This is a genomic window from Acinetobacter lwoffii, assembly GCF_024129855.1.
Lineage (GTDB): Bacteria > Pseudomonadota > Gammaproteobacteria > Pseudomonadales > Moraxellaceae > Acinetobacter > Acinetobacter lwoffii_L.
In genome coordinates this window covers 35,891-58,950 of record NZ_JAMXXC010000014.1, presented here as the reverse complement: position 1 = coordinate 58,950, position 23,060 = coordinate 35,891, and the positions used below count along the sequence as shown (strand labels likewise).

General features: G+C 46.0%; 23 protein-coding genes. 11 read left to right on the top strand and 12 right to left on the bottom strand.

Features of this window, described 5'->3' with window-relative positions; genetic code table 11:
- Nucleotides 1–140: 140 nt before the first annotated feature.
- The gene (locus NI465_RS11210) at nucleotides 141–1,463 is read left to right on the top strand and encodes a hypothetical protein (RefSeq protein ID WP_195725370.1); all 1,323 of its coding nucleotides are present in this window, start codon (nucleotides 141–143) and stop codon (nucleotides 1,461–1,463) included.
- A complete protein-coding gene (locus tag NI465_RS11205) occupies nucleotides 1,444–1,731 on the top strand; it encodes a chorismate mutase (protein WP_253145350.1) in 288 nt (95 codons plus the stop codon). The genes NI465_RS11210 and NI465_RS11205 overlap by 20 nt, the downstream gene beginning before the upstream one ends.
- A gap of 121 nt (nucleotides 1,732–1,852) precedes the next feature.
- Here the strand turns inward: NI465_RS11205 and NI465_RS11200 are convergent, their stop codons facing one another.
- The 3 genes from NI465_RS11200 to NI465_RS11190 all read right to left on the bottom strand — a co-directional run bounded on the left by NI465_RS11200 (nucleotide 1,853) and on the right by NI465_RS11190 (nucleotide 6,903).
- Nucleotides 1,853–3,148 carry a solute carrier family 23 protein gene (locus NI465_RS11200; RefSeq protein WP_253145348.1) on the bottom strand — a complete coding sequence of 432 codons (1,296 nt, stop codon included), beginning with the start codon at nucleotides 3,146–3,148 and terminating at the stop codon, nucleotides 1,853–1,855.
- 296 nt (nucleotides 3,149–3,444) lie between these two features.
- Complete coding sequence (ppc, locus tag NI465_RS11195) at nucleotides 3,445–6,129, bottom strand: phosphoenolpyruvate carboxylase (protein ID WP_253145346.1); 2,685 nt, start codon at nucleotides 6,127–6,129, stop codon at nucleotides 3,445–3,447.
- 150 nt (nucleotides 6,130–6,279) lie between these two features.
- Nucleotides 6,280–6,903: a TetR/AcrR family transcriptional regulator gene (locus tag NI465_RS11190; RefSeq protein WP_253145344.1), complete on the bottom strand. Its 624-nt coding sequence runs from the start codon at nucleotides 6,901–6,903 to the stop codon at nucleotides 6,280–6,282.
- 148 nt (nucleotides 6,904–7,051) lie between these two features.
- On the opposite strand from NI465_RS11190, the gene NI465_RS11185 reads away from it, so the two are divergent.
- The 9 genes from NI465_RS11185 (at nucleotide 7,052) to NI465_RS11145 (ending at nucleotide 16,303) form a co-directional block, all read left to right on the top strand.
- A complete protein-coding gene (locus tag NI465_RS11185; protein WP_253145342.1) occupies nucleotides 7,052–8,155 on the top strand; it encodes an efflux RND transporter periplasmic adaptor subunit in 1,104 nt (367 codons plus the stop codon).
- A gap of 2 nt (nucleotides 8,156–8,157) precedes the next feature.
- A complete protein-coding gene (locus NI465_RS11180) occupies nucleotides 8,158–11,295 on the top strand; it encodes an efflux RND transporter permease subunit (RefSeq protein WP_253145340.1) in 3,138 nt (1,045 codons plus the stop codon).
- Between the two features lie 131 nt (nucleotides 11,296–11,426).
- Nucleotides 11,427–11,804 carry a hypothetical protein gene (locus NI465_RS11175; RefSeq protein WP_005249514.1) on the top strand — a complete coding sequence of 126 codons (378 nt, stop codon included), beginning with the start codon at nucleotides 11,427–11,429 and terminating at the stop codon, nucleotides 11,802–11,804.
- Nucleotides 11,805–11,908: 104 nt separating this feature from the next.
- Entirely contained in the window at nucleotides 11,909–13,027 is a 1,119-nt protein-coding gene (gene dnaJ / locus NI465_RS11170; RefSeq protein WP_005104999.1) for a molecular chaperone DnaJ, read from the top strand.
- 599 nt (nucleotides 13,028–13,626) lie between these two features.
- A complete protein-coding gene (locus tag NI465_RS11165) occupies nucleotides 13,627–13,842 on the top strand; it encodes a cold-shock protein (RefSeq protein ID WP_005105001.1) in 216 nt (71 codons plus the stop codon).
- Between the two features lie 110 nt (nucleotides 13,843–13,952).
- On the top strand, nucleotides 13,953–14,180 hold the full coding sequence (locus NI465_RS11160) for a hypothetical protein (protein ID WP_184413397.1): 228 nt from the start codon (nucleotides 13,953–13,955) through the stop codon (nucleotides 14,178–14,180).
- Between the two features lie 69 nt (nucleotides 14,181–14,249).
- A complete protein-coding gene (locus tag NI465_RS11155; protein WP_004280859.1) occupies nucleotides 14,250–14,447 on the top strand; it encodes a hypothetical protein in 198 nt (65 codons plus the stop codon).
- Between the two features lie 332 nt (nucleotides 14,448–14,779).
- The gene (gene dapB, locus NI465_RS11150) at nucleotides 14,780–15,601 is read left to right on the top strand and encodes a 4-hydroxy-tetrahydrodipicolinate reductase (protein WP_153566274.1); all 822 of its coding nucleotides are present in this window, start codon (nucleotides 14,780–14,782) and stop codon (nucleotides 15,599–15,601) included.
- A 57-nt stretch (nucleotides 15,602–15,658) separates the two neighbouring features.
- Nucleotides 15,659–16,303 carry an SRPBCC family protein gene (locus NI465_RS11145; RefSeq protein ID WP_253145338.1) on the top strand — a complete coding sequence of 215 codons (645 nt, stop codon included), beginning with the start codon at nucleotides 15,659–15,661 and terminating at the stop codon, nucleotides 16,301–16,303.
- Between the two features lie 48 nt (nucleotides 16,304–16,351).
- Here the strand turns inward: NI465_RS11145 and ahr are convergent, their stop codons facing one another.
- From ahr to bamJ (NI465_RS11100), 9 genes are all read right to left on the bottom strand, one after another.
- On the bottom strand, nucleotides 16,352–17,380 hold the full coding sequence (gene ahr, locus NI465_RS11140) for an NADPH-dependent aldehyde reductase Ahr (protein ID WP_253145336.1): 1,029 nt from the start codon (nucleotides 17,378–17,380) through the stop codon (nucleotides 16,352–16,354).
- Between the two features lie 5 nt (nucleotides 17,381–17,385).
- Nucleotides 17,386–17,967 (bottom strand): DNA-3-methyladenine glycosylase I, encoded by a 582-nt coding sequence (locus NI465_RS11135; protein WP_222112407.1) that lies wholly within the window; start codon nucleotides 17,965–17,967, stop codon nucleotides 17,386–17,388.
- Nucleotides 17,968–17,991: 24 nt separating this feature from the next.
- On the bottom strand, nucleotides 17,992–18,237 hold the full coding sequence (locus NI465_RS11130; RefSeq protein WP_184413389.1) for a hypothetical protein: 246 nt from the start codon (nucleotides 18,235–18,237) through the stop codon (nucleotides 17,992–17,994).
- Nucleotides 18,238–18,252: 15 nt separating this feature from the next.
- The gene (locus NI465_RS11125) at nucleotides 18,253–18,795 is read right to left on the bottom strand and encodes a M23 family metallopeptidase (protein WP_171476933.1); all 543 of its coding nucleotides are present in this window, start codon (nucleotides 18,793–18,795) and stop codon (nucleotides 18,253–18,255) included.
- A 69-nt stretch (nucleotides 18,796–18,864) separates the two neighbouring features.
- Nucleotides 18,865–19,893 carry an A/G-specific adenine glycosylase gene (gene mutY, locus NI465_RS11120; RefSeq protein WP_290446928.1) on the bottom strand — a complete coding sequence of 343 codons (1,029 nt, stop codon included), beginning with the start codon at nucleotides 19,891–19,893 and terminating at the stop codon, nucleotides 18,865–18,867.
- Between the two features lie 162 nt (nucleotides 19,894–20,055).
- Nucleotides 20,056–20,415: an HIT family protein gene (locus NI465_RS11115; protein ID WP_026055739.1), complete on the bottom strand. Its 360-nt coding sequence runs from the start codon at nucleotides 20,413–20,415 to the stop codon at nucleotides 20,056–20,058.
- A gap of 93 nt (nucleotides 20,416–20,508) precedes the next feature.
- On the bottom strand, nucleotides 20,509–21,243 hold the full coding sequence (locus tag NI465_RS11110; protein ID WP_005264532.1) for a dienelactone hydrolase family protein: 735 nt from the start codon (nucleotides 21,241–21,243) through the stop codon (nucleotides 20,509–20,511).
- Between the two features lie 164 nt (nucleotides 21,244–21,407).
- The gene (gene bamJ, locus NI465_RS11105; protein ID WP_005245453.1) at nucleotides 21,408–22,097 is read right to left on the bottom strand and encodes a BamJ family beta-barrel-assembly machinery protein; all 690 of its coding nucleotides are present in this window, start codon (nucleotides 22,095–22,097) and stop codon (nucleotides 21,408–21,410) included.
- Between the two features lie 48 nt (nucleotides 22,098–22,145).
- Entirely contained in the window at nucleotides 22,146–22,850 is a 705-nt protein-coding gene (gene bamJ / locus NI465_RS11100) for a BamJ family beta-barrel-assembly machinery protein (protein WP_005245452.1), read from the bottom strand.
- Between the last annotated feature and the right edge of the window lie 210 nt (nucleotides 22,851–23,060).

The window sequence follows — 23,060 nt, the reverse complement described above, 5'->3', positions numbered from 1 at the left end:
ACATTGAACATTTGCTTATGACTTGATATAAGTTTTTACAGCATGCAGGGCTTTGGCTTCTGCGATCTTAAAAATAGATTATTCTGCGCAGCTTCTCATATGTTGAGCTGCGCACCGTCATTGTTGTCGAGGCCGATCTCATGTCCCTGTTACGCCGTTGGTTTGATCCAATCCGATCGAGTTGGTTTTACCAAAAACCGACCCGTCAAACGGTGTTATCTATTCAAGATGGGCTGAGTATCCATTTAAGACTGGATGATGTGTACAGTTATCTGGCGGTACAGCAGCTGCCCCAGCTCGAAGAAATTTTAAGTCCAGAACTCAAGCCGCTGAAAGTGATCATTTCCAGTGAGCATGCCGAAGCGCCGAACCAGATGTCTTTTGATGAATGGCAGCACTATACAATTAATGATGCCAAAATCTTGTCGAAACAGCATCGTTTCAGTTTTCATGATACGCCAGAATTACCGAGCGCTGAGGCCTTAAAACAGGCTGAACTGATTTTGCGGCATACACCGCTGCGGGGGCAGGATTTTCTGTACCTGCTGGAAGATGTATTCCATATGCTCTGGCAAAAACAGACCGGAAAATTACGAACCCTTTATGCCATGGCCAGTCGCCATCATCAGCCACAGGATTTTCCTGAACGTATTTTTGATCAGACCCCGATTCTGGCCAGCTATTTTAATTTAGGCGGACGCCAGTATCAGGCGGTCGATGATCTGTTACGTCTGACCCGACGTCTGGAGCAGCAAAAACTGCTGACCGGTAATCCGATTTTTATGATCGATCACATTGAATGGCGTGAGCATCTAATCAGTGATGCCGAAGAGCTGAACGAGATCCAGTCGATGGATCCGGAACTGGACTTGTATATCGCGCTGGAAGATCCGATTTCTTGGCTATTACTGGCCTATATCAAGGAAGAACTGGCGGATTATTATAATATCCAGCTAAATGTCTATCCCTTGTCCTATCGTGGCCGAGATGACTTTGACTGGAGTCTGGCCACCCGTTTATCCAAACGGACGGAAGTAGAATTTACCCCGTTCTGCCGACCGACCGAGCAGGCGATTGCGCCAATGGCACAGTTATTTTATAGCTGCCCCGAGGAACAGCGGATTGAGGCGATGTACCAGATCTTGCAGGCTGTCTGGACCCGTGGTGAAGACCTGTCTTATGTACCCCATTTCAAACATTTGCAGCAACAGTTAAATATTGTCGATTTGACCCAGGACGATATTCTGGCCAAGCTGCAGGACAATGATATGCTCTGTGAAATGAAGTCCCAGCCGAATTTCCCGGTACTGGAACTGCGCATAGATGATCAAAGTTATACATTTAATAGCTTATATCGGGTCTGGATGATTGAAAGTATTTTCAGTAATGTGTTAGAAGAAAAGTATAAGAGTAATAATCAAACTGAAAGTGAACTGAAAAAACATGGAAAAGATCAAAGCTGAATCACTAGAACATGCACGTCAACAGATCGATGCCATTGATACAGCTTTAGTTGAGCTGATCGCTGCGCGTCAATTTTATGTTGATCAAACCACCCGTTTCAAAAAAACCGAAACCGATTTGCAGTCACCGGAACGTATGGAACAGATTGTAGAAAATGTCAGGGCGCTGGCACAGCAACAGGGCGTCGATCAGGAGTTTATTGAACATCTATACCGTGAAATGTTCCAATACTTTATTCAACGTGAACTGAAAGAGTTTCGTCCTTAAACAGACACGTGCTTTAATAGAAGCCTTGCGGGGCTTCTTTTCATTTCTTTAATCGCAAAGTTGAAAAATATAAAGATAAAAAAAGCAGCCATTCGGCTGCTCAATACTTTTATTTCGAGTTTTATTTTTTATCGGCCAGGCTAAAGAACCAGTTCAGGATCAGTGCAGCAAACGTTGCCGTACCAATACCACCCAGATTGAAGCTGCCAAAAGTCAGGGCAAAATCACCCGTACCTAAAATAATGGTCACCGCAGCCACCATCAGGTTCTTGTTCTGCGAGAAATCGACCTTGTTCTCAATCCAGATTTTGGCACCAGCAATGGTAATCAAACCAAAGACTACAATCGAAGCACCGGTCAGAATCGCTGTCGGAATCGTGTGAATAATCGCACCAAACTTAGGCGATAAACCTAGGAACACAGCAAAGACACCCGCGACGGCAAAGATAATGGTCGAGTAAACCCGTGTCACGGCCATCACACCAATGTTTTCACCATAGGTAGTCATACCCGGCGCACCTACACCACCGGCTAAAGTGGTTGCAACACCATCTGCCACAAAGGCTTTACCAATATGCGGATCTAGGTTTTCACCGGTCATCGCGCCTACGGCTTTAATATGGCCCAGATTTTCAGCCACCAGAATCAAGGCAATTGGCGCAATGATCAACATCGCATTCAATTCAAAAGTTGGTGCGTGGAAAGTCGGTAAGCCGAACCAGGCTGCTTGCTGAATGGGAAGGAAATTGATCGCAGTGCCATAACCCATGACATTACTGAGTACAAAATAGATCAGATAAGCCAATAACAGCCCCACCAATAATAGCAGGCGTTGTAGCAGACCCTTGGTAAAGACGGCAATTGAGCCCATACACATGACGGTAACCAGAGACATCCACATATTAAAGGTGTTGCCCATCACGCTTTTTACCGTCACCGGCGCCAGGTTTAGACCAATGATCATCACTACGGCACCGGTCACCACCGGTGGCATCAGCTTTTCAATCCAGCGCGTGCCGGTCGCCATGACCAGAAAACCCATCAGGGCATAGAAGATACCACAGGCAATAATACCGCCGGCTGCGACACCAATATTGGGGTTGAGTCCACCACCACCGGCATAACCGGTTGCCGCGATGACCACACCAATAAAGGCAAAGCTTGAACCTAAATAACTTGGAACCCGGCCACCGGTAATCAGAAAGAACAGGATGGTACAAATCCCTGACATTAAAATGGCAAGGTTAGGGTCAAAGCCCATTAAAAAAGGTGCCAGTACAGTCGCACCAAACATGGCAAAAGCATGTTGTACACCCAAAACGACCGTTTGTGCGGGTGGCAAATACTCTGCGGTACCTACTGGGCGTGCATCGATGCTGCCCTCATAAGGGCGCCATTTGGGAAACCAACTGGACATAAAATGAGCACTCGAAAGATAAATTGTGCACATCATACTCTTGTTCTTTAGAAGATTTAATCACTTAAACAAAATTTTTGTTCAAATTAATTCTATGACTTTATTTAATATTTTACCGGGTGGTAAAAGAATTTTGAGTTAAAACTAAAGTGAAATCAGTAGATTAATTTCTTATAATCAATAGGGCTATGTATAAATAAATCTGATTTACTATATAAAATAAAATATTTCTTGGCTATTGACTGCTCAATAAAAAAGCACATCGCGAAGATGTGCTTTTAAACAGTCTGTTTGGATTAACCGGTATTGCGTAAACCCGCAGCAATTCCGGCAATACTGACCATCAAGGCATGATCCACCGGGGTGTTTTCGGCCTGTTGCTGTTCAAGATATAAACGGCGACGTTTCATCAGTTCAGCTTGCAGCAAGTGCAATGGTAGCAGATACGGTTTACGCACCTTCATGGACTGATCCAGTACGCCATTGCTGCTGAGCAGTTTCGATTCACCTTTCAAGCTTAACAGGGTTTGTACTGCATCCTGCAAACGCTGGCGTAACGCTGTCCCCAAAATTTTCAGATCTTCATCCTGGGTCAGATGCGATTCATAATACAGCGCTACATGCGCGTCGGCTTTGGACAGGACCATTTCCAGCATATCAATTAGGGTCTGGAAATATGGCCACTCGGCCAGCATCTCATCGAGTACATTACGCTGTCCTTGATCCACGACTTCATTCAGGGCGGCACCGGTACCGAGCCAGGCAGGCAACATCAGGCGAATCTGGGTCCAGGCAAATACCCAGGGAATGGCCCGCAAGGATTCAATGCCGCCGCTGACTTTACGTTTGGCGGGGCGTGAACCCAGAGGCAGCATCTGCAGTTCAAGTTCAGGGGTAACGGTACGCAGGTATTTTACAAAATGCGGATTTTCCCGTACGGTCTGGCGATAGACCTGAACCGACAGTTCGGTCATTTGATGCATCAGGTCGCGCCATTCCTGTTTTGGCTCAGGTGGCGGGAGCAGGGTCGCTTCCAGGGTTGCAGCGGTATAAATTTCCAGATTTTGCAGCGCGATTTCTTCCAGCCCGAATTTAAAGCGGATCATTTCACCCTGTTCAGTCACCCGGATCGCACCGGAAATAGAACCCGGTGGCTGAGAGAACAAGGCTTGCTGGGTTGGCGCACCACCACGACTGATCGAACCGCCACGACCATGGAACAGGGTCAACTGCACGCCATGTTGCTGAGCAACTGCTGTCAGTTCTTCCTGGGCACGATACTGTGCCCAGTTGGCCGACATAAAACCGGCATCTTTGGCAGAATCCGAATAGCCAATCATGACCTCATGTTTGCCCTGAATATGCTGTTTGTACCAGTGCATATTGAACAGGGTCGACATGGTTGCGGCTGCACCATCCAGATCTTTTAAGGTTTCAAACAGAGGAACCACCCGTAACGCCTGCTCGATGCCGGCTTCTTTTTGTAAAAGCAGTACCGCCAAGACATCACTTGGATATTCTGCCATGGAAATAATATAGGCACCCAGAGACTCGCTCGGCTGTTCGGCCAGTGTGCGCATGGTGGCAAAGACTTCCTGTACATCCGGATGTTCAATCAGGCTGCCAACCGGTTCATTCAGATGTTTCGGCAGTAACGGACGTTTGCTTTGCAATTCCTGCAGTAAAAAGTTTTGACGGGCCTGTTCGGTCCAGGTTTCAAAATTCCCCAGTCCCAAATATTCAGTAATAGCTGAAATTGCCTGACGGTGACGGCCAGATTCCTGGCGGATATCCAGTTTTAGCAGTTCGATCCCAAAACTGTTGACCCGGTAAATAAAGTCCAGCAGGCTGCCATTGGCAATTTCGGCCAGATTGCAGTCCATCAGTGAGCGGTAGCAGGTCAGGAGCGGCTGTAAAAGTTCGTCTTTACTTTTAATCACCAGACTGTCATCGGCATCATTGCCTTTTAATTTTTCTGACAGCCAGTGCCGCGTGGCTTTCAGGCGGGTACGGGTGTCACGTAAATATTCACGATAGGGTTCAGGATGGGGCTGGCCCAAGGCTGAGGAAATTTCCGGACTGCATTGCTGAATGGATAGTTCCCAGCGCAGGTTTTCAATATCGCGTACATAGAGATCGGCTGCTTTCCAGCGCGACAGCCACAGTACTTCCTGAGTGACGGTGTGGGTGACATTGGGGTTGCCATCGCGGTCACCACCCATCCATGAGGCAAAACGTACTGGTGCGACATCTAAGGGCAGGTTCTGGCCACATTGCGCTTGCACCATGCCATTTAGTTCGCGGATAAATTTCGGTATTGCATTCCATAAGGTCTGCTCAATGGTGGTAAAACCCCATTTGGCTTCATCAATCGGAGTCGGGCGATGCTGACGGATTTCATCGGTTTGCCAGGCAGAGCTGATCAGCTGTTTCAGATCGGCCAGGACAGCCTGACGTTCACGTGGAGTCAGTTTCTGCTGGTCGAATTTGGACAGGGCAGTGTTGATGCCATCATATTTTTGAATCAGAGTACGGCGGCTGACTTCTGTGGGGTGCGCGGTCAGGACCAGTTCAATTTTCAGTTCACAGATTTGCTGATACAGCGTATCGGCAGAAATTTCCTGCTGTTTAAATTTTTCAAATAAAGGCACCAGAGGATTGGGCGATTCTGCAGTGTCGTCAAACTCGCTCTGACGGCGACGACGTACCACATGATATTGTTCGGCAATATTGGCAAAGTTTAAAAAGTGGGTAAAGGCACGGGTCAGCGGCAGGATTTCGGCATCTTCCAGGCTCAAAAACAGTTGTTCCAGTTGTTTTTCTGCTTCGACCTGTCCATCGCGAGCGCCTTTGGACAGGGCACGGATCTGCTCGATCTGATTAAACAAATCCTGTCCGGCATGTAATTTTAAGGTTTCCCCAAGCAAATTACCCAGTAAGCGTACGTCTTCGCGTAGTGGTGCATCAATCTGTTGAATCATTTTTTTATTCCCTCACATGCATGCTTTGACTATACCGCGACTGCATGACAATCCAAGTCCCCTAGAGACAAAAGTTGCAGAGTATTGGCTGCTTTTTTAGCAACTTTTAGGCCACATACGGTGATCGGTGATCAGTCCGAAGGAAAGGAATTAATCCGGCAGGGCATATTTCAGCATAAACAGTTCAATGGCCTCGCTAATGATCTGTTGCTGTTCTGCGCTTGAAGGGGGAGGGCTGAGACCCAGCAGGATTTTCTGATGACGGGTTCCAGTCAGCAGGGACACGATCAGCTCGGTCTGTTTTTCTGGAGGATCGACTTGAATAAAGCGGTATTGCTGGGCCAAGCTAAAAAAATCATTCCAGACTGCATCCAGTTTGCTATGCGAGGCCTGATAAAACTGTTCTGCCAGAGGACTTTGCTGCGAGGCCAGTTCCATCAGCAGCAGGTCCAGCTTGATCGCTTCTGGTAAATGAATAATATTTAACGCACGCTGACAGGCCTGATAAAACTCCTGCGCAAAGTCACTGCTCGGCTGCAAGAGCTGAGGATGTTCATGCAGAATGGCTTCACAGGTATCCTCAATCGCACAGCTAAACAGAGTCGCCTTGTCCTGAAAATGGTTATACACCGTCAGCTTGGTCACACCTGCCTCACGTGCAATCTGGTTCATGCTGGAGGCATGATAGCCATGCGCTAAAAACAGCGCTTTGGCCACACTCAGGATGCGCTGACGCTTTTCCAGATCCTTGGGTCGTCCTACAGGTATTTGCACAATTTCTTCCAAAAAAAGTCAACACGGTCATTGCTTTGATGATTCAGTTGTAATTAGTGTACCGGGTGGTATATTAATTAAAAAACAAGCAATTTAATATATCAGCATAGTTTGCCCTAAAAAAGACGATCAGATAAGAGCGAATAAGATGAGCAGGATTTACAGCGTATTGGCTGGCATGGTGGTGCTTTGCAGCGTGACCTTAAGCGGGTGCAGCAAAGATACTGCTGCAGCAGAACAGGAAGTTCCCTTTGTCATGGTGGCCACACCCACCACTTCACAGCATGAATTAAAAAGTTATGCCGGTGATGTGCAGGCGCGCCAGCAAACGGCGCTGGCATTTCGGGTGGCTGGACAGGTGACCCAGCGCTTCGCCGATGTGGGTGACCAGGTCAAAGTCGGGCAAGTCCTGGCAACTCTGGATGTCAAAGATGCCCAGCTGCAGCTGAATGCAGCACGTGCCCAGCTGGAAAGCGCGCAGTCTGCCACTAAGATTGCTCAGGATGAATTACAACGTTTCAAGCAGTTATTGCCATCCAATGCCGTGAGCCGCTCACAATATGATGCGATCGAAAATCAGTACAAGACCGCCATGTCAAATCTGAAGCAGGCACAATCCAACTATGATACCGCTAAAAACCAGACTGCTTATAACCAGCTGATTGCCACCAGAAACGGCGTAATCACTGCACGCAATATTGAAACAGGTCAGGTGGTCGCTGCCGGGCAGGCGGCGTATGAACTGGCAATTGCCGGCGAGCGTGAAGTGGTGATTGGGGTGCCGGAACAGGCAATTGCTGAAATTAGGGTGGGGCAAGCGGCTCTGGTCACCTTATGGTCCAAACCTGAAGAAAAATTTGCCGCCATTGTCCGAGAGATTTCACCGGCAGCGGACCAGTCGCGTACCTTCAGGGTTAAAGTTTCCTTACGTGAAGGCAATGGCCAGATCCAGCTGGGACAAAGTGCCCGGGTATTTTTTCAGCACAGCCGCAATAATATGCTTAGTGTGCCGCTATCCAGTGTCTCGGCAACGGATCAGCAGGCTTATGTCATGGTGGTTCAGCCGGATCATACCTTGCGTAAAGTCCCGGTCCAGCTAGGTGCCTATGGCCGGGACAGTGTTCCTGTATTCAGTGGCCTCAAGCCGGAAGACTATGTGGTGATTGGCGGCGTACATCTGCTGCGTAACCAGCAAAAAATCAATCCGATTGATCGTGAAAACCGTCGTGTGACCATTCAGGCAGGGAGTTAAGCATGAACTTTAACCTGTCGGAATGGGCTTTAAAAAATAAAGGTCTGGTGCTGTATTTCATGATCCTGCTGGGTCTGATCGGCATCGTCTCTTATTCCAAACTGTCACAAAGTGAAGATCCGCCTTTTACCTTTAAAGTCATGGTGATCCAGACTTACTGGCCGGGTGCCAGTGCCAAAGAAGTATCCCTACAGGTCACTGACCGGATTGAAAAGGAACTGATGACCACGGGACAGTATGACCGCATCATGGCCTATTCGCGTCCGGGTGAATCCATGGTGACTTTTGTTGCCAAGGATTCCCTGGCTTCGAAAGATGTCGCTGATGTCTGGTATAACGTGCGCAAGAAGGTGGGCGATATCCGGCATGAATTGCCACAAGGGGTACAAGGGCCGTTCTTTAATGATGAATTTGGCGACACCTTTGGCAATATTTATGTGCTCAAGGGTAAAGATTTTGACTATGCGACCCTCAAGGAATACGCCGACCGCTTACAGCTGCAACTGCAACGGGTCAAAGATGTTGCCAAAGTTGAGCTGATTGGCCTGCAAGACCAGAAAATCTGGATTGAGATTTCCAATACCAAGGCCATCCAGCTGGGCGTTCCAGTCATGGCGATTCAGCAAGCCCTGCAGCAGCAAAATGCCACCACCCAGTCCGGTTTTTTTGAAACCGGTTCAGACCGGATTCAGGTGCGGGTCAGTGGTGCATTAAACAGTGTTGAAGAATTAAGACAGATGCCGCTGCTGGTCAATGGCAAAACCATTCAGCTGGGAGATGTCGCAGAAGTCTATCGAGGCTTTAGTGATCCGGCACAACCGCGGATGCGCTTTATGGGCGAAAACGGCATTGGTATTGCTGTATCGATGCGCAAGGGCGGGGACATCATTGCCTTGGGTAAAAATCTGGAACAGGAATTCGCCCGCCTGCAAAAAACCCTGCCGCTCGGCATGGAGCTGCAAAAAGTCTCCGACCAGCCGGTGGCAGTCAAACGCAGTATTAACGAATTTATGAAAGTGCTGGCAGAAGCGGTGATTATCGTATTGCTGGTCAGTTTTTTCTCGCTCGGTTTCCGGACCGGTCTGGTGGTGGCTTTCTCGATTCCGCTGGTGCTGGCCATGACTTTCGCCGGTATGCAGCTGTTTGATGTCGGACTGCATAAAATTTCCTTGGGGGCCCTGATTCTGGCCCTCGGTCTTTTGGTCGATGATGCCATTATCGCGATTGAAATGATGGCGATTAAAATGGAGCAGGGTTATAGCCGTTTACAGGCGGCCGGGCATGCCTGGCGCACCACGGCTTTTCCGATGCTGACCGGAACCCTGATTACCGCTGCCGGTTTTCTGCCGATCGCCACTGCAGCATCGAGTACCGGGGAATATACCCGTTCCATTTTCCAGGTGGTGACCATTGCATTGCTGGTGTCCTGGATTGCCGCGGTACTGTTTGTGCCATATTTAGGCGATAAACTTCTGCCGGATTTCAACAAGGATTTAATTCAGAAAGCGCCGTGGTATCAGCGTCTCTGGGCACGTCTACGCAAACAGCCAGAACCTCAGCCGATTGTGCATCATGCCGGAGAACATTATGACCCTTATCAAACCCGGTTTTATCAGGGCTTTCGCCGTTGGGTCGATGCCTGTGTGACCTATCGTAAAACTGTCATTGTTGCCACGGTCGGAATTTTTATTCTGTCTATTTTAATGTTTAAGCTGGTGCCGCAGCAGTTTTTCCCACCTTCAAATCGAGCTGAAATTCTGGTGGATCTCAAACTTGAAGAAGGTGCTTCACTGAAGGCCACTGAAGCTGCAGTAAAAAAAGTAGAAGCCTTTTTATCGAAACAAGAGGGCATTGATAACTATGTGGCTTATGTCGGGATGGGTTCTCCACGTTTCTATTTACCGCTCGATCAGCAGTTGCCGCAAACCAGTTTTGCCCAGTTTGTGGTGCTGGCATCCTCTTTAGAGGATCGAAATGAAATCCGTAAATCCTTAAGTGACCAGATTCGAAAGTTATTGCCAGAAGTGCGTACCAGGGTGTCCTTGCTGGAAAATGGCCCACCTGTGGGTTATCCACTACAATTCCGGGTGTCGGGTGAAGATCTAGGATTAGTCCGTGAATGGGCGCAGAAAGTTGCAGCCACCGTGGGAGAAAATCCAAATACCACCAATGTGCATCTGGACTGGGGCGAGCCGAGTAAAGTCATCAAATTGCAGATTGATCAGGATCGTGCCCGTCAGCTTGGGGTGAGTAGCAGTGAACTGGCCAATGTACTCAACAGCTCGATTTTGGGGGCCGGCATTGACCAGTATCGTGAAAAACGTGAATTGATTGAAATCCGTTTACGTGGTGCTCAGGCTGAACGGGTGGAGGTAGCATCTTTAGCCAGTCTGGCTGTTCCGACTGCGACCGGTACATCAGTACCTTTGGCGCAGCTGGCCAAGATTGAATACAGCTTTGAAGAAGGTCTGATCTGGCATCGGAATCGTTTGCCGACCATTACTGTGCGTGCCGATATTCGTAGCAAGTTGCAGCCCGCTACTGTGGTCAATGAACTCAAAGAGCCACTGGAAAAAATCCGGGCAGAGCTGCCGAATGGCTATCTGCTGCAAGTGGGGGGTACAGTTGAAGAATCGGCTCGTGGACAGAACTCGGTGAATGCCGGCATGCCTTTATTCCTCGCAGTCGTCATGACCCTGCTGATGATTCAGCTCAAGAGCATCTCACGGGCCTTTATTGTGTTCCTGACCGCACCTTTGGGCATTATCGGAGTAGTGTTATTCCTGTTAATTTTCAATAAACCTTTCGGTTTTGTTGCGATGCTCGGGACGATTGCCTTATCTGGAATGATCATGCGCAATTCGCTGATTCTGATTGACCAGATCGAGCAGGATATTCAGGCCGGAGAGTCGCAGTGGGATGCCATCATCAATGCCACAGTACGCCGTTGTCGTCCGATCGTATTGACCGCACTGGCTGCGGTGTTGGCCATGATTCCCTTGTCCCGCAGTATTTTTTTCGGGCCAATGGCGGTGGCGATTATGGGCGGTTTGATTGTGGCGACATTATTGACCCTGTTTTTCCTGCCTGCACTATATGCACAGTGGTTTAAAGTGAAAAAAAGTTTAAATTCTGTTTAAATTTGTCATAATTTCAGGTGCGAAATTTGGAAATTTTCAATATAGTAGCATCTGAGATTTTTATAATTTAAAAAAATAAGTAATTGCTGCATTGGTCGAGCTACCAATACGGTAACGAGGTTGAACCAAACATGACTCAAGATACATTAACCAAGATGCGACGTTCCGTAGCGATGGCTTATGTCTTCATGTTTTTGGCCTTATTTACCCTGTTTAGTGGACTATTGGCCTACTGGTTCGCACGTAAAGTCGCTCAAGTTGATTATGCCGAGGTCTGGTTACAGGCACAGGCGCTGTGGATCATGCGCAATATCGTGATTTATACCATTTTGGCGATCTTCGCTGCGCTGTGGTTTATTCCCCTGTTTTTCTTTGCCTGGGACAGCCAGTTATGGGTCAAAGCCTGTGTGGTGACCGGAGTGATTTTCAGCTTTATTGCTTTTATTTTCCTGATCAATGCCTGGTTTAAAGGCATCCATAAATTCTCTCAAAACAAAGCTGTGTTCTAAAGCATATAATTTTTTTCATATTTCCCCTTGTAAAACTCGGTTTGACCCCAATTTCAGACCTCAGTTGAATATTAAACAAAATTCCGTGAGGAGCATCGCCAGACATGGCTAAACGTGATTATTATGAGGTTTTGGGCGTCGCTAAAACCGCTAGTGATGATGAAATCAAAAAAGCCTACCGTAAGTTGGCGATGAAATATCATCCAGACCGTAACCCGGACAATGCTGAAGCTGAAGAGAAATTCAAAGAAGCAGCAGAAGCCTATGAAGTGCTCTCTGATGGTGAAAAGCGCAGCATGTACGACCGTATGGGCCATCAGGCCTTTGAAGGTGGTATGGGCGGCGGTGGCGGCTTCGGCGGTGGTTTCAGCGCAGAAGACATTTTTAGCCAGTTCGGTGATATTTTCGGTGGTGCTTTTGGTGGCGGCGGTGGTCGTGGCCAGCAACGCGCACGCCGTGGTTCTGACTTACGCTATGTGATGGAACTGACCCTGGAAGAAGCGGTCAAAGGTGTCAAGAAAACCATTACCTTTACTGCACCGGCACCGTGTGATGCCTGTGATGGTAAGGGTTCAAAAAATCCAAACGATGTAGAAACCTGCCGTACCTGTCATGGTGCTGGTCAAGTGCGCATGCAGCAAGGTTTCTTCTCCGTACAGCAAACTTGTAGTACCTGTCGTGGTCAGGGCAAGATCATCAAGAACCCATGTAATAAATGTCATGGTTCAGGTGTGTCGGATCGTCAGCAAACTCTGGAAGTCACTATTCCTGCGGGTGTGGATAATGGCGACCGCGTTCGCTTGACCGGTAAGGGTGAAGCAATCCGTGATGGTCAGTCAGGTGACTTGTACGTAGAAGTGGTGGTGCGTGAGCATGAAATCTTCCAGCGTGATGGCGCTGACCTGTATATGGATGTGCCGGTATCAATTGCTGATGCAGCCTTAGGTAAGGAAGTTCAGATTCCTACGCTAGATGGCCGTGTTAGTCTGAAAATTCCTGAAGGTACGCAAACAGGTAAACTGTTCCGTTTACGTGGTAAGGGTGTTAAACCGGTACGTACCAGCATGCAAGGTGACTTGCTGTGCCGTATTGTGGTAGAAACTCCAGTCAACTTAAGTGCACGTCAACGTGAACTGTTAAAAGAACTGCAAGAAACCATGGATGGTGAAGATAGCAAATCATCACCAAAGAAAAAATCATTCTTTGATCGTTTGTTTGATTAATTGAGTGAAAGTAAAAAAGGACGCTGAGGCGTCCTTTTTTATTATGTAGATAAGATACTCTAGATTAGAAGATGCTATTTATTGTTTGATAAGTCTCGCTTAAACATAAAAACCGCCTAAAAAGCGGTTTCTATTTTTATATTTGACTATCTAAATAGAAAGTATGAGTCCAAATTTGGAGGGTGATAGATATTTTGTAAGTGAGAAAAAAGCATCATTCCCGAAATTAAAAAGGCCAATATTGTTATTACAGAGCTATATAATCGCATTCATTACTTATCAAATTTACCAGTACAGCAGATTACTCTTATTTTGTTATCATGACAATGAAAGCTTAATCTTATTGAAATAATTATAAATTTTACTTTTTAATAAATAAAATAAATATATATATAAGAAAACTTGATTAATTAAATTTTTCGTGTATAGTTAACTTAACTAGAAAAAAGTCTTGTTTCGGTAAATCTTCTTTAAGTATCGTAGTTTTAGTCATAATCCTTCGTTTTTTTTCAGATTTTAAGTCTCATTCTTTATTATTTCAAAGTTATAATCAGTCTATAAAATGACTAAAAAATTATTAAAAATTATTAGGATATATTATGTCAAACTCAAATGTTGTTAAAGGTACTGTAAAGTGGTTCAACGAAACTAAAGGTTTTGGTTTTATTCAACAAGAATCAGGTCCAGATGTTTTTGCTCATTTCAGTGAAATTGCGAGTTCAGGTTTTAAAACCTTGCTTGAAGGCCAGCTGGTTGAATTCAGTGTAGCTCAAGGTCAAAAAGGACCGAATGCTGTAAATATTGTTGCTATCTAAGCAAGAATAAACAGTAAAAAAAGCACTTAATAAGTGCTTTTTTTATCGTTCAAATTTAATTTTAAGTTATTTTCCAAATTGGAAAAATCTTTAGAAAAACAGGATTCAAGTTGTTAAAAATAAATGATTTAATTGCAAAATCTAAAAATGGTACTGAAATTATTGTTTCGTTAATTCCTCTCAATAAAATGCAAAATACACGTCAGGGTTTAAAAAGAATTGAAGTGGATAAGAGAGTTCTTCTTTCATCTGGAGTTGAGGTAGATTTAAACTTAGATGGTCGTACATTCTATACTTCTATAAATCAATTATTTAAGCTAAATCATAAAGTTATTTAAAGATAAAATTCAGAAACATCAATTTTTAGTGGATATTTTGCCACTTTAACTATTATTAAAGGTATAGATATGCTTAAACAAAGTATTAGTGTAAAGGATCAGTTTGGGGCTCAACACGCTATTCAAGCAACAGTCGATCATCATTTTTCTAAAACACAATCTCATTCCAATATAAAACATATCACTGTAGATGGTGAAGATATTCGTCCCAGTTTTGAAATGTGCTTTCAAAGTACCTTAAGTGGAAAAATTTTCAAAATTGTATAGATCATTCCTAAGTGACTTAGGTTCATCACTTCAGTGAGAGATAAGCTGAGCTGAATTGAAAGGATCCTAATCTGCCCCCGAAGCTTGAATGTTCTTCATCTGATTTGAAAGCTGCTTTTTGAAGACGGTTACGTTCATGCGTGCTATTGATCCATATCTGACGACCTGGATGAGATCTAGCCCATAATTCCAAAGACCGGATTGAAACTCTTATCAATATCAGTGATTTCGATCTTTGAGTATTTTCATTGATTTTTATGCAATGCATCTTAGTGTTATTCCGCAGTTTTGCTATAGTAAGAGCAATTTTGGATCAACATCAGGACTATGTTATGTCAGCTACACCACGCATTGGGATCTTGGGTGCAGGCGGTCGTATGGGGCGTATCCTTATTCAGGCTGTGCATGAAGCAGGTTATCAGTTGGCGGCTGCGGTAGAACGCCCTGAAAGTACACTATTAGGCGCAGATGCGGGCGAACTTGCCGGAATTGGCGCAACAGGTGTTAAGGTCGTGGGTAGCCTTACCGATGTAGTCAAAGACTGTGATGTCGTGATCGATTTCACTGCGCCAGCAGCGACCGTCAATCATCTTAAAATCTGCCGTGAAGCAGGGGTCGCAATCGTGATTGGTACCACCGGTATGAATGACGAGCAAAAAGCCTATTTGGAGGAATCTGCCACGGAAACTCCTGTAGTTTATGCAGCGAATTATTCAGTGGGTGTGAACGTTTCGATCAAACTGCTTGAACTGGCATCTAAAGTATTTGGCGATACCGTAGATATTGAAGTGATTGAAGCACATCACCGTCACAAAGTAGATGCGCCATCGGGTACAGCTTTGATGTGGGGTGAGGCGATTGCGGAAACTTTGGGCCGTGACCTGAAAGAAGATGCGGTATATTGCCGTGAAGGTCATACCGGTCCGCGTGAGCGTAAGAGCATTGGCTTCCAGACCATTCGCGGTGGCGATATTGTCGGTGAACATACCGCGATGTTTATTGCCGACGGGGAGCGGGTGGAAATTACCCATAAAGCCACCAACCGCATGAACTTTGCGAGCGGTGCGGTACGTGCTGCCGCTTGGGTCGTAGGCCGTGAAGCACGTAAATATGATATGAAAGACGTGCTTGGTTTTAACGATATTCAGGTTTAAAACCGAGTTAAAATCATTTATAAAAAAAGTATAAAATTAAAATAAGACGAATAAAAAATGCAAAAAATGATTTTTCTGTTCTGTGCAGTGGCGCTTGGCGCCATTGCGCAGGCCAAGCCTGTCGGGACGCCTAAACTCAGTATTCATAAAAATAATATCAAGGTCTGGACCTATCAGAATGAGCAAAACCCGGTCTTTCTGTATAAAGCTGAAACCACCTATACTGCACCAATTGAAAATGCCGTGTCCCTGATTCTGAATGTCGAGCATGCAGTACAGTGGGTTCCCTATATGGGTAGCATCAAGGTCCTGTCCCGCGATGATAAAAAAGGTGACTTTACCCTGTATATGGTGCTGGATTTTCCATTTCCCTTAAAAGACCGTGACCTGATTGTACAGGGCAAGATGATCAAGGAAACCAATGGTCAGATCACCATCAAGAATAAAGCCATCCAAAGTGGCTATCCTTTAAACCCGGATTATGTGCGTTTAACTGATTATCAGGGCGACTGGACTTTTCAGAAACTGGCTAATAATAAGGTCAAGGTTTCAACCTATGGTTATGCCAATCCGGAAGGTTCCATTGCTTTGACCTTCGTAAATATGTTTGTGCAACAGCAGCCTTATCAGATGCTGCAGAAAATGAAGACCGAGCTGGCCAAGCCTGCCAGTATTGCGGTCTTGCCTGAAGCCCTGCAATAAAAAAGACCCAATCGCTGGGTCTTTTTAACACGTGAAAACAGACTGAATTTAAGCTGTAAAATCTGCTTTAAGTACAATCCGGTAACGGGCTTTGCCAGAATGCAGGTGTTCAATCGCCTGATTCAGCTGTGACATCTGGAAGACTTCAATTTGTGGTGCAATATTTTTACGTGCAGCAAATTGGAGTAACTGACGTAATGCCGCCGGCGAACCTGTCGGTGAACCGGTGACTGACTTGGCTCCGCCAATCAGCATGCCAGCCGGAATCTGCATCGGCTCAAGTGGTAAACCCAGCATATGTACAGTGCCGTTTGGTGCCAAAGTTGCCAGATAAGCCTGCCAGTTCAAGGTGACATTGACCGTACTCAGCAATAAATCAAACTTGCCACGCTGGGCTTTTAAGGCAGCCGAATCACGGCTATTGACCACATGGTCAGCGCCCATGGCTTTCAGCTCATCAGTTTTATCCAGATTTGAAGTGAAAGCGGTAATTTCACAGCCCCAGGCTTTGAGTAATTTAATCGCGATATGACCCAAACCACCAATCCCGATTACACCAACATGATGAATGGCCTGAATCTGATGTTTCAGGATCGGATCAAAGACGGTAATCCCGCCACAGAGCAGGGGACCCGCACTTTCAGGATCAAGATCTTCAGGTAAGGGAATGGCCCATTGCCAACCGGCGCGCACTTTGTCGGCAAAACCACCGGCATGTCCGACAATGGTAGCCACCTGACCGCCAGTACACAGCACCTGCTGGCCCGAAATACAAGGATCGCAATATTGGCAACTTTCCGCTGTCCAGCCGATACCCACCCGTTGCCCAACTTTCAGGCCTTTGGCTTCTGCACCCAGATGGGTAATGGTACCGATAATCTCATGTCCTGCTACAACCGGATACACTGAAGAACCCCATTCATTATTGATCACTGAAATATCGGAATGACAGAGACCGCAGTATTCTACTTTGACTTCGACCTGATGCGGCTGCAATTCTCCGGCATCAAACTGATAAGGTTCAAGTTCCGCACCTGCGGACATAGCAGCATAAGCTTGAATAATATTATTCGACATGATTTTCAGCTCTTATTTAAATGCGAGGATATTGTTTTAAAATCACAATGATTTTCATGGTCATCGACCATACCAACGGCCTGCATAAAGGCATAGCAAATGGTGGGGCCAACAAATTTAAAACCAGCCTGTTTTAATGCTTTAGACATTCTCTGGCTCTCAATGGTTTGAGCGGGTGCTTGCCGATAATCCACAACATCATTATTCAGTCGCGGTTGCTGGGCAAAAGACCAGAGCCAATCCACCAGATTAATCCCTTGCTGTTGCAGTTTCAGCCAAGCTTGGGCATTCTCCCGAATGGCATTGAGTTTGCCGCGATGCCGTATCAGGCTAGCATCTTCAAGTTTTATTTGGAGTTGTTGATCTGTAAGTGAGGCGATAGACTCAATCGAATATTGAAAAAAATGTTCACGATAAGCTTCACGTTTTCTGAGAACGGTAATCCAGGCCAGACCGGCCTGCTGTCCTTCCAGACACAGCATTTCAAACAGGCGATTTTCATCCAGCAGGGCCTGTCCCCATTCCTGGTCATGGTAGGTGATATACAGCGGATCATCGGAGCACCAGCCACAGCGTTGCACAGTCATGTGATGCTCCTTGTTTTGATGCTTTTATAATTTAAACACAGTCCATTGATCCTGCTGATTGTCCCAATACGACAGTTCAGCCTGATCCAGATCGCTAAATTGAATCCACATATCTTTACCGGCCTTGTCAGCATAACCGGTACTGATCAGAAGCGCTTCCTCGGTAATTTCCATCACCCAGCCCTGGTAAGTTTGACCATTCAATACAATTTTTTGTTGATTGCCTGATTCAGCAAATTCTACCAGACGATTGATCAACGCTTCTGACATGTAAATATCCTAAAATTAACGTAAATAGGGATAAGGGTTGACCACACCGCGGCCCTTGCCCTGTAAATAGATTCCATAATGCAGATGAGGAGCAGTATGCCGGGCATTACCGCTATTGCCGACATAACCGATCAGCTGGCCTTTTTTGACATAGTCACCGACTTTTAAGCCGCGTTTATGGCCATCCAGATGCGCATAATAATGCCAGGAGCCGCCTGGTCCCAGAATCCAGACTACTTTACCACCCAAATTGTTGTTACGTAAATCTGCAATCAGACCCTCAGTCGCGCTAAAGACTTCGGTTCCACGTGGAGCCATGATATCAATGCCTTCATGTAAACGTCCGCGACTGCGCGAAGCGCCCCAAGTATCTGATAATTCACGTGCCTGTACGCGTGCCACCGGGATGGGCAGAGAGGACGGCACTCGCATACTTTTCAGTTTTTGCACGACGATAGGATTGAGCTGTACAGCAGGGGGGTTTTTCGGTGTACTGCTACAGGCGGTTAGTAATATGGCAATTAAAGCCACCCAGGTCAAAGCAAGATATTGGCGCACGCTATTCATCCTTAAATATTGGCAATGCTCATTCTGAGCTGATCGGTTTTTTGCTTTGTCCAGACTATGTCATACATTTACCGCAGAGATCAATTTTTTCATCGCTGTTGGCAGACCGCAATCAATGGCTGTCTCTGGACGCATCCAGCAGCCTTGCAGTTCAATGGCCAGATGTTCCTGCTGATCCTGATCTACTGTAAAAACAATCGCTTCAAGGTTCCAGGTAAAATGGGTAAAACTGTGGCTAATCTGGGTTTTTTTGACGATATTTTTCAGGCCAAGTTGCTGGCATTGCTGTTCCAATTCATGTGCATTTTCAATAATCGGCAGACACCAGAGACCGCCCCAGAGACCGCTATTGGGACGTTGCTGCCAGAGCCAGTCTGTACCGGACTGGATCAGCAAGACCTGAGCAGAGCGTACCGGAACCGGTTTTTTGGCCTTCTTGAAAGGCAATTCATTTTCTAGTCCTTGCTGATGTGCCTTGCAATGCTGCTGCATTGGACAATACAGACACAAAGGCTTTTTCGGCGTACAAACGGTCGCGCCCAGATCCATAATCGCTTGGGTATAGTCATGATTGCGTTCGATAGGACAGAGCTGTTCCGCCAGTTGCCAGAGGGCACGCTCATACACGGGTTTGGACAGATCATCCTCAATCGCAAAGAAACGTGACAATACCCGTTTGACATTACCATCCATGATTACGCCATATTGACGTAAACCGAGTGACATCAGCGCGCCAGCGGTAGAACGGCCAATGCCGGGCAAGGCCATCCATTCTTCCAGGGTTTGAGGGAACTGCTGCTGTGCGGTTACGATGCCGGCAGCTTTATGCAGATTGCGGGCGCGCGCATAATAGCCGAGACCTGCCCAGTAAGGTGCAACCTCATCCCATGAGGCTTGACCTAAATCCTGAACAGTCGGAAAACGCTGGATGAATCGTTCGAAATATTGCAGTACAGTTTTGACCTGGGTTTGCTGCAACATGATTTCAGAGACCCAGACTTTATAGGGGTCATCTGTCACCTGCCAAGGTAAGTCATGACGACCATGCACATCAAACCATTCCAACAGGGCATCTGAAAATACGAACATGAACACATAGCAACCGAATAAGCAGCAGCTAGTATAGCGGAATCAGCAGGGTGGGAATGTGAAAAGTGAGATAAAAACGTAGATGTTCATCGAGCTTGATAGAACTTAGCTTTCATAAAAATAAATGCTCCGGAGAGCATTTATTTTTGATCAAAAATCCGGTTAATCGTTAATTCCCCAGCGCTCATCCAGCTTCAAGGTCTTGCCTGCATAACGCGGAATAATATGAATATGCAGATGTTCAACCTTTTCCTGAAATACTTCACCATCAATAAAACCGACATGAAAACCGGCAGGCTGGTAGCGTAATTGCAGTTCATTGCGTGCCTGTTCCAATAAAGACATCAAACTTTTACGTTCTTTGTCAGTCACTTCAAAAAATGAGGCCACATGCCGCAATGGAATGATCACACAATGACCTTCGGACAATGAATTTGGTTCAGGCAACACCACACCATAATCATTTTTGGCAATGACATCATATTCGTCAAAATTGCAGTAGGGGCAGTTGGTTTCAGCCATCATACACATTCTCCTCTGGTAGGATTTATCTTCTTTTCTTCATGAAGTATCTAAAATATTCAGCCTGTGAACAAGCCGGATAGTTGTTTCTATTTATGCCAAATGGCAGTCTAGCAAGGCATACATTGCTGCCAGACCTTTTTGTTCCGCTTCTGCATTGTAACCAAGATCCACACCATTGGCTTTGGCCCGTTCATCCGCAAGCGGGTTGCTAAAGCCATGTTTGGCATTTTCAAAAACAATCACTTCATGCTCGACTTTGGCAGCATGCATTTCCTCACGGAAACTGGCGACATCATCCAGGGTTACCATGCTGTCTAGTTCACCATGTAGCACCAGGATTTCCGCCTGTACCTGACCTTCCTGAGCAGGTGCTTTTGGCGACAGAATGGCATGGAAAGTCGCCACCGCTTTTAAAGGTGCATTAGAACGGGCCAGATCCAATACGACTTTGCCGCCGTAGCAGAAACCAATCGCTGCAAGCTTATCAGCATTGACTTCATCCTGTGCTGCCAGGGCATTCAAGGCTGCTGTTGCACGGTTAACGATAGTGTCAGGATCTTCAAAAGTCTGCATCATCCACTGATGAGCCTGATCAGAATTGGTCGTGACTTTTTTATCCCCATACATGTCCATGGCCAAGGCCGCATAGCCATGTTCTGCAAGTTCACGGGCGCGCTGTTCGGTATATTCATTCCGACCCCACCATTCGGGTGCGACCAGTACACCGGCAACAGGGGTATCTGTTTCTGGGGCGGCAAAATAACCAATTAATGGGCTGCCATCCTGCGCAGTATAATGAATTTCGCGAGTCTTGATTGCTGCCATGCTGACGTCCTCTATTGTTGTTGAATTGCTTGATTAAAACATAACATAGCAAAACTGATCGGAATGTGACATGAAAACCTGCGATTTAAGGATACTTAAGCCCATAAAAAAAGAGAGGCCAATATAGAACCTCTCCGATTTTAGATCTGGAAAAATAGGACTTATTATTTAATAATTTCCAGTAATTCCACATCAAAAATTAAAGTACTGTTCGGTTCAATTACATCCCCTGAACCAATCTGTCCATAGGCCAGTTCGGCCGGAATGAAGAAACGATATTTGGCACCTTCTTTCATCAGCTGTAAACCTTCGGTCCAGCCGGTAATGACTTGGGTGGTACGAAATACCACGGGCTGATTACGGGCAATCGAGCTGTCAAAAACCGTACCATCGATTAAACGGCCTTCATAATGTACACGGACATTACTATTTGCGCTCGGCGATTTACCTTTTCCTTCCTGAAGAATCTGATATTGCAAACCTGATTTGGTGGTTTTTATCCCCGGTTTTTTTGCATTTTCAGCCAGAAAAGCCTGACCAATTTTGGCATTTTCATCAGCCTGCTTTTTCAGGGTAATCAGCTCTTTGGCTTCAGCCTGACGCTTAAATTGGGTCAACACCCGCGCCATGTCTTCCTCGCTTAAAGTCGCCTGTTTCCCAGCGGCTGCCGCTTTTAAACCGGCGCTGAAGGCATCCAGATCAATGCCTTGTAAGGAGTCAGCATTACTTTTTCCCATCAGATAACCAAAGCTGTAGCCGACCTGTTCAGCCTCAGGGCTCTTATTGGTGACTTCTTTGGCAAACAGACTGCCAGAACTCAGCAGTAAAACCATTAAACTTGTTTGTATTTTCATGATTAATTCTCAAAATAAAGGAGAGCGCGTTGCTCTCCTTTTCGTGGATTATTTTACTTCGATGAGTTCCACATCAAAAATCAAAGTACTGTGTGGAGGAATCGTACCTGGCACGCCCTGTTCACCATAACCGAGTTTAGATGGGATATACAGGGTTGCTTTACCGCCTTCTTTCATCAGTTGCAGACCTTCGGTCCAGCCTGGAATGACCTGATTGAGTGGGAACTCAATCGGTTCGCCACGTTCAACCGAACTGTCAAACACGGTACCATCAACTAATTTCCCTGTGTAATGTACTTTTACAATTGAAGTTGCTGCAGGCTGTTTGCCTGTACCTTCTTTGGTCACTACATATTGCAAACCAGATGCGGTAGTTTTTACCCCAGCTTTTTTGGCATTTTCAGTCAGGAAAGTATCACTTGATGCCTGAGCCTGTTTGGCACTATCCACTTGCTTCTGCTGCATTTCTTTTTGGAACTGCTCATAAGCTGCTTGTAATTCTTCTTCAGTATAAGCAGGAGCAGTACGGGCATGACCTTCGCGAACGCCTGTTACAAAGCTGTTAATATCCAGCTCAGGTGGAGTTTGATGAGCGACTTCATAACCGAGTGCATAGCTAATTTTAGAAACAGCAGAGGCATCTTTAGATGCTTTTGTGGTTTGAGCAGCTGGGTTTTGAGTTGCATAGTAAACAGGTACTAGCGCGGCACCGCCTAAAAGAACAGCGACAGCAATCGGTAAGGCCTTACTCATGTATTATTCCAATCTAATGTTATCGTTGAGGTTCATTCCATCTTAGCAGAAAATTTTGAGAAATCTTGCAGAATGGGTGGTTTTTTAGCAAGCGAACATCGCTGTTTTGTTGAAGTTTAAAGATGTAAAAAAACCAGCAATCGCTGGTTTTTTATTTTTCAGATTTTAATCATTCTTAGAGAATGTCTAGGAGTAATGATGGCCCCCAAC

Coding starts and splice junctions, on each gene's coding strand:
- dapB (WP_153566274.1), top strand. CDS start 14,780: ATGTCAGCTACACCACGCATTGGGATCTTGGGTGCAGGCGGTCGTATG.
- mutY (WP_290446928.1), bottom strand. CDS start 19,893: ATGTTCGTATTTTCAGATGCCCTGTTGGAATGGTTTGATGTGCATGGT.
- NI465_RS11110 (WP_005264532.1), bottom strand. CDS start 21,243: ATGGCAGCAATCAAGACTCGCGAAATTCATTATACTGCGCAGGATGGC.
- NI465_RS11165 (WP_005105001.1), top strand. CDS start 13,627: ATGTCAAACTCAAATGTTGTTAAAGGTACTGTAAAGTGGTTCAACGAA.
- NI465_RS11130 (WP_184413389.1), bottom strand. CDS start 18,237: ATGTCAGAAGCGTTGATCAATCGTCTGGTAGAATTTGCTGAATCAGGC.
- NI465_RS11210 (WP_195725370.1), top strand. CDS start 141: ATGTCCCTGTTACGCCGTTGGTTTGATCCAATCCGATCGAGTTGGTTT.
- ahr (WP_253145336.1), bottom strand. CDS start 17,380: ATGTCGAATAATATTATTCAAGCTTATGCTGCTATGTCCGCAGGTGCG.
- NI465_RS11155 (WP_004280859.1), top strand. CDS start 14,250: ATGCTTAAACAAAGTATTAGTGTAAAGGATCAGTTTGGGGCTCAACAC.
- bamJ (WP_005245453.1), bottom strand. CDS start 22,097: ATGAAAATACAAACAAGTTTAATGGTTTTACTGCTGAGTTCTGGCAGT.
- NI465_RS11185 (WP_253145342.1), top strand. CDS start 7,052: ATGAGCAGGATTTACAGCGTATTGGCTGGCATGGTGGTGCTTTGCAGC.
- bamJ (WP_005245452.1), bottom strand. CDS start 22,850: ATGAGTAAGGCCTTACCGATTGCTGTCGCTGTTCTTTTAGGCGGTGCC.
- NI465_RS11145 (WP_253145338.1), top strand. CDS start 15,659: ATGCAAAAAATGATTTTTCTGTTCTGTGCAGTGGCGCTTGGCGCCATT.
- NI465_RS11175 (WP_005249514.1), top strand. CDS start 11,427: ATGACTCAAGATACATTAACCAAGATGCGACGTTCCGTAGCGATGGCT.
- NI465_RS11200 (WP_253145348.1), bottom strand. CDS start 3,148: ATGTCCAGTTGGTTTCCCAAATGGCGCCCTTATGAGGGCAGCATCGAT.
- NI465_RS11115 (WP_026055739.1), bottom strand. CDS start 20,415: ATGGCTGAAACCAACTGCCCCTACTGCAATTTTGACGAATATGATGTC.
- NI465_RS11135 (WP_222112407.1), bottom strand. CDS start 17,967: ATGACTGTGCAACGCTGTGGCTGGTGCTCCGATGATCCGCTGTATATC.
- dnaJ (WP_005104999.1), top strand. CDS start 11,909: ATGGCTAAACGTGATTATTATGAGGTTTTGGGCGTCGCTAAAACCGCT.
- NI465_RS11180 (WP_253145340.1), top strand. CDS start 8,158: ATGAACTTTAACCTGTCGGAATGGGCTTTAAAAAATAAAGGTCTGGTG.
- ppc (WP_253145346.1), bottom strand. CDS start 6,129: ATGATTCAACAGATTGATGCACCACTACGCGAAGACGTACGCTTACTG.
- NI465_RS11205 (WP_253145350.1), top strand. CDS start 1,444: ATGGAAAAGATCAAAGCTGAATCACTAGAACATGCACGTCAACAGATC.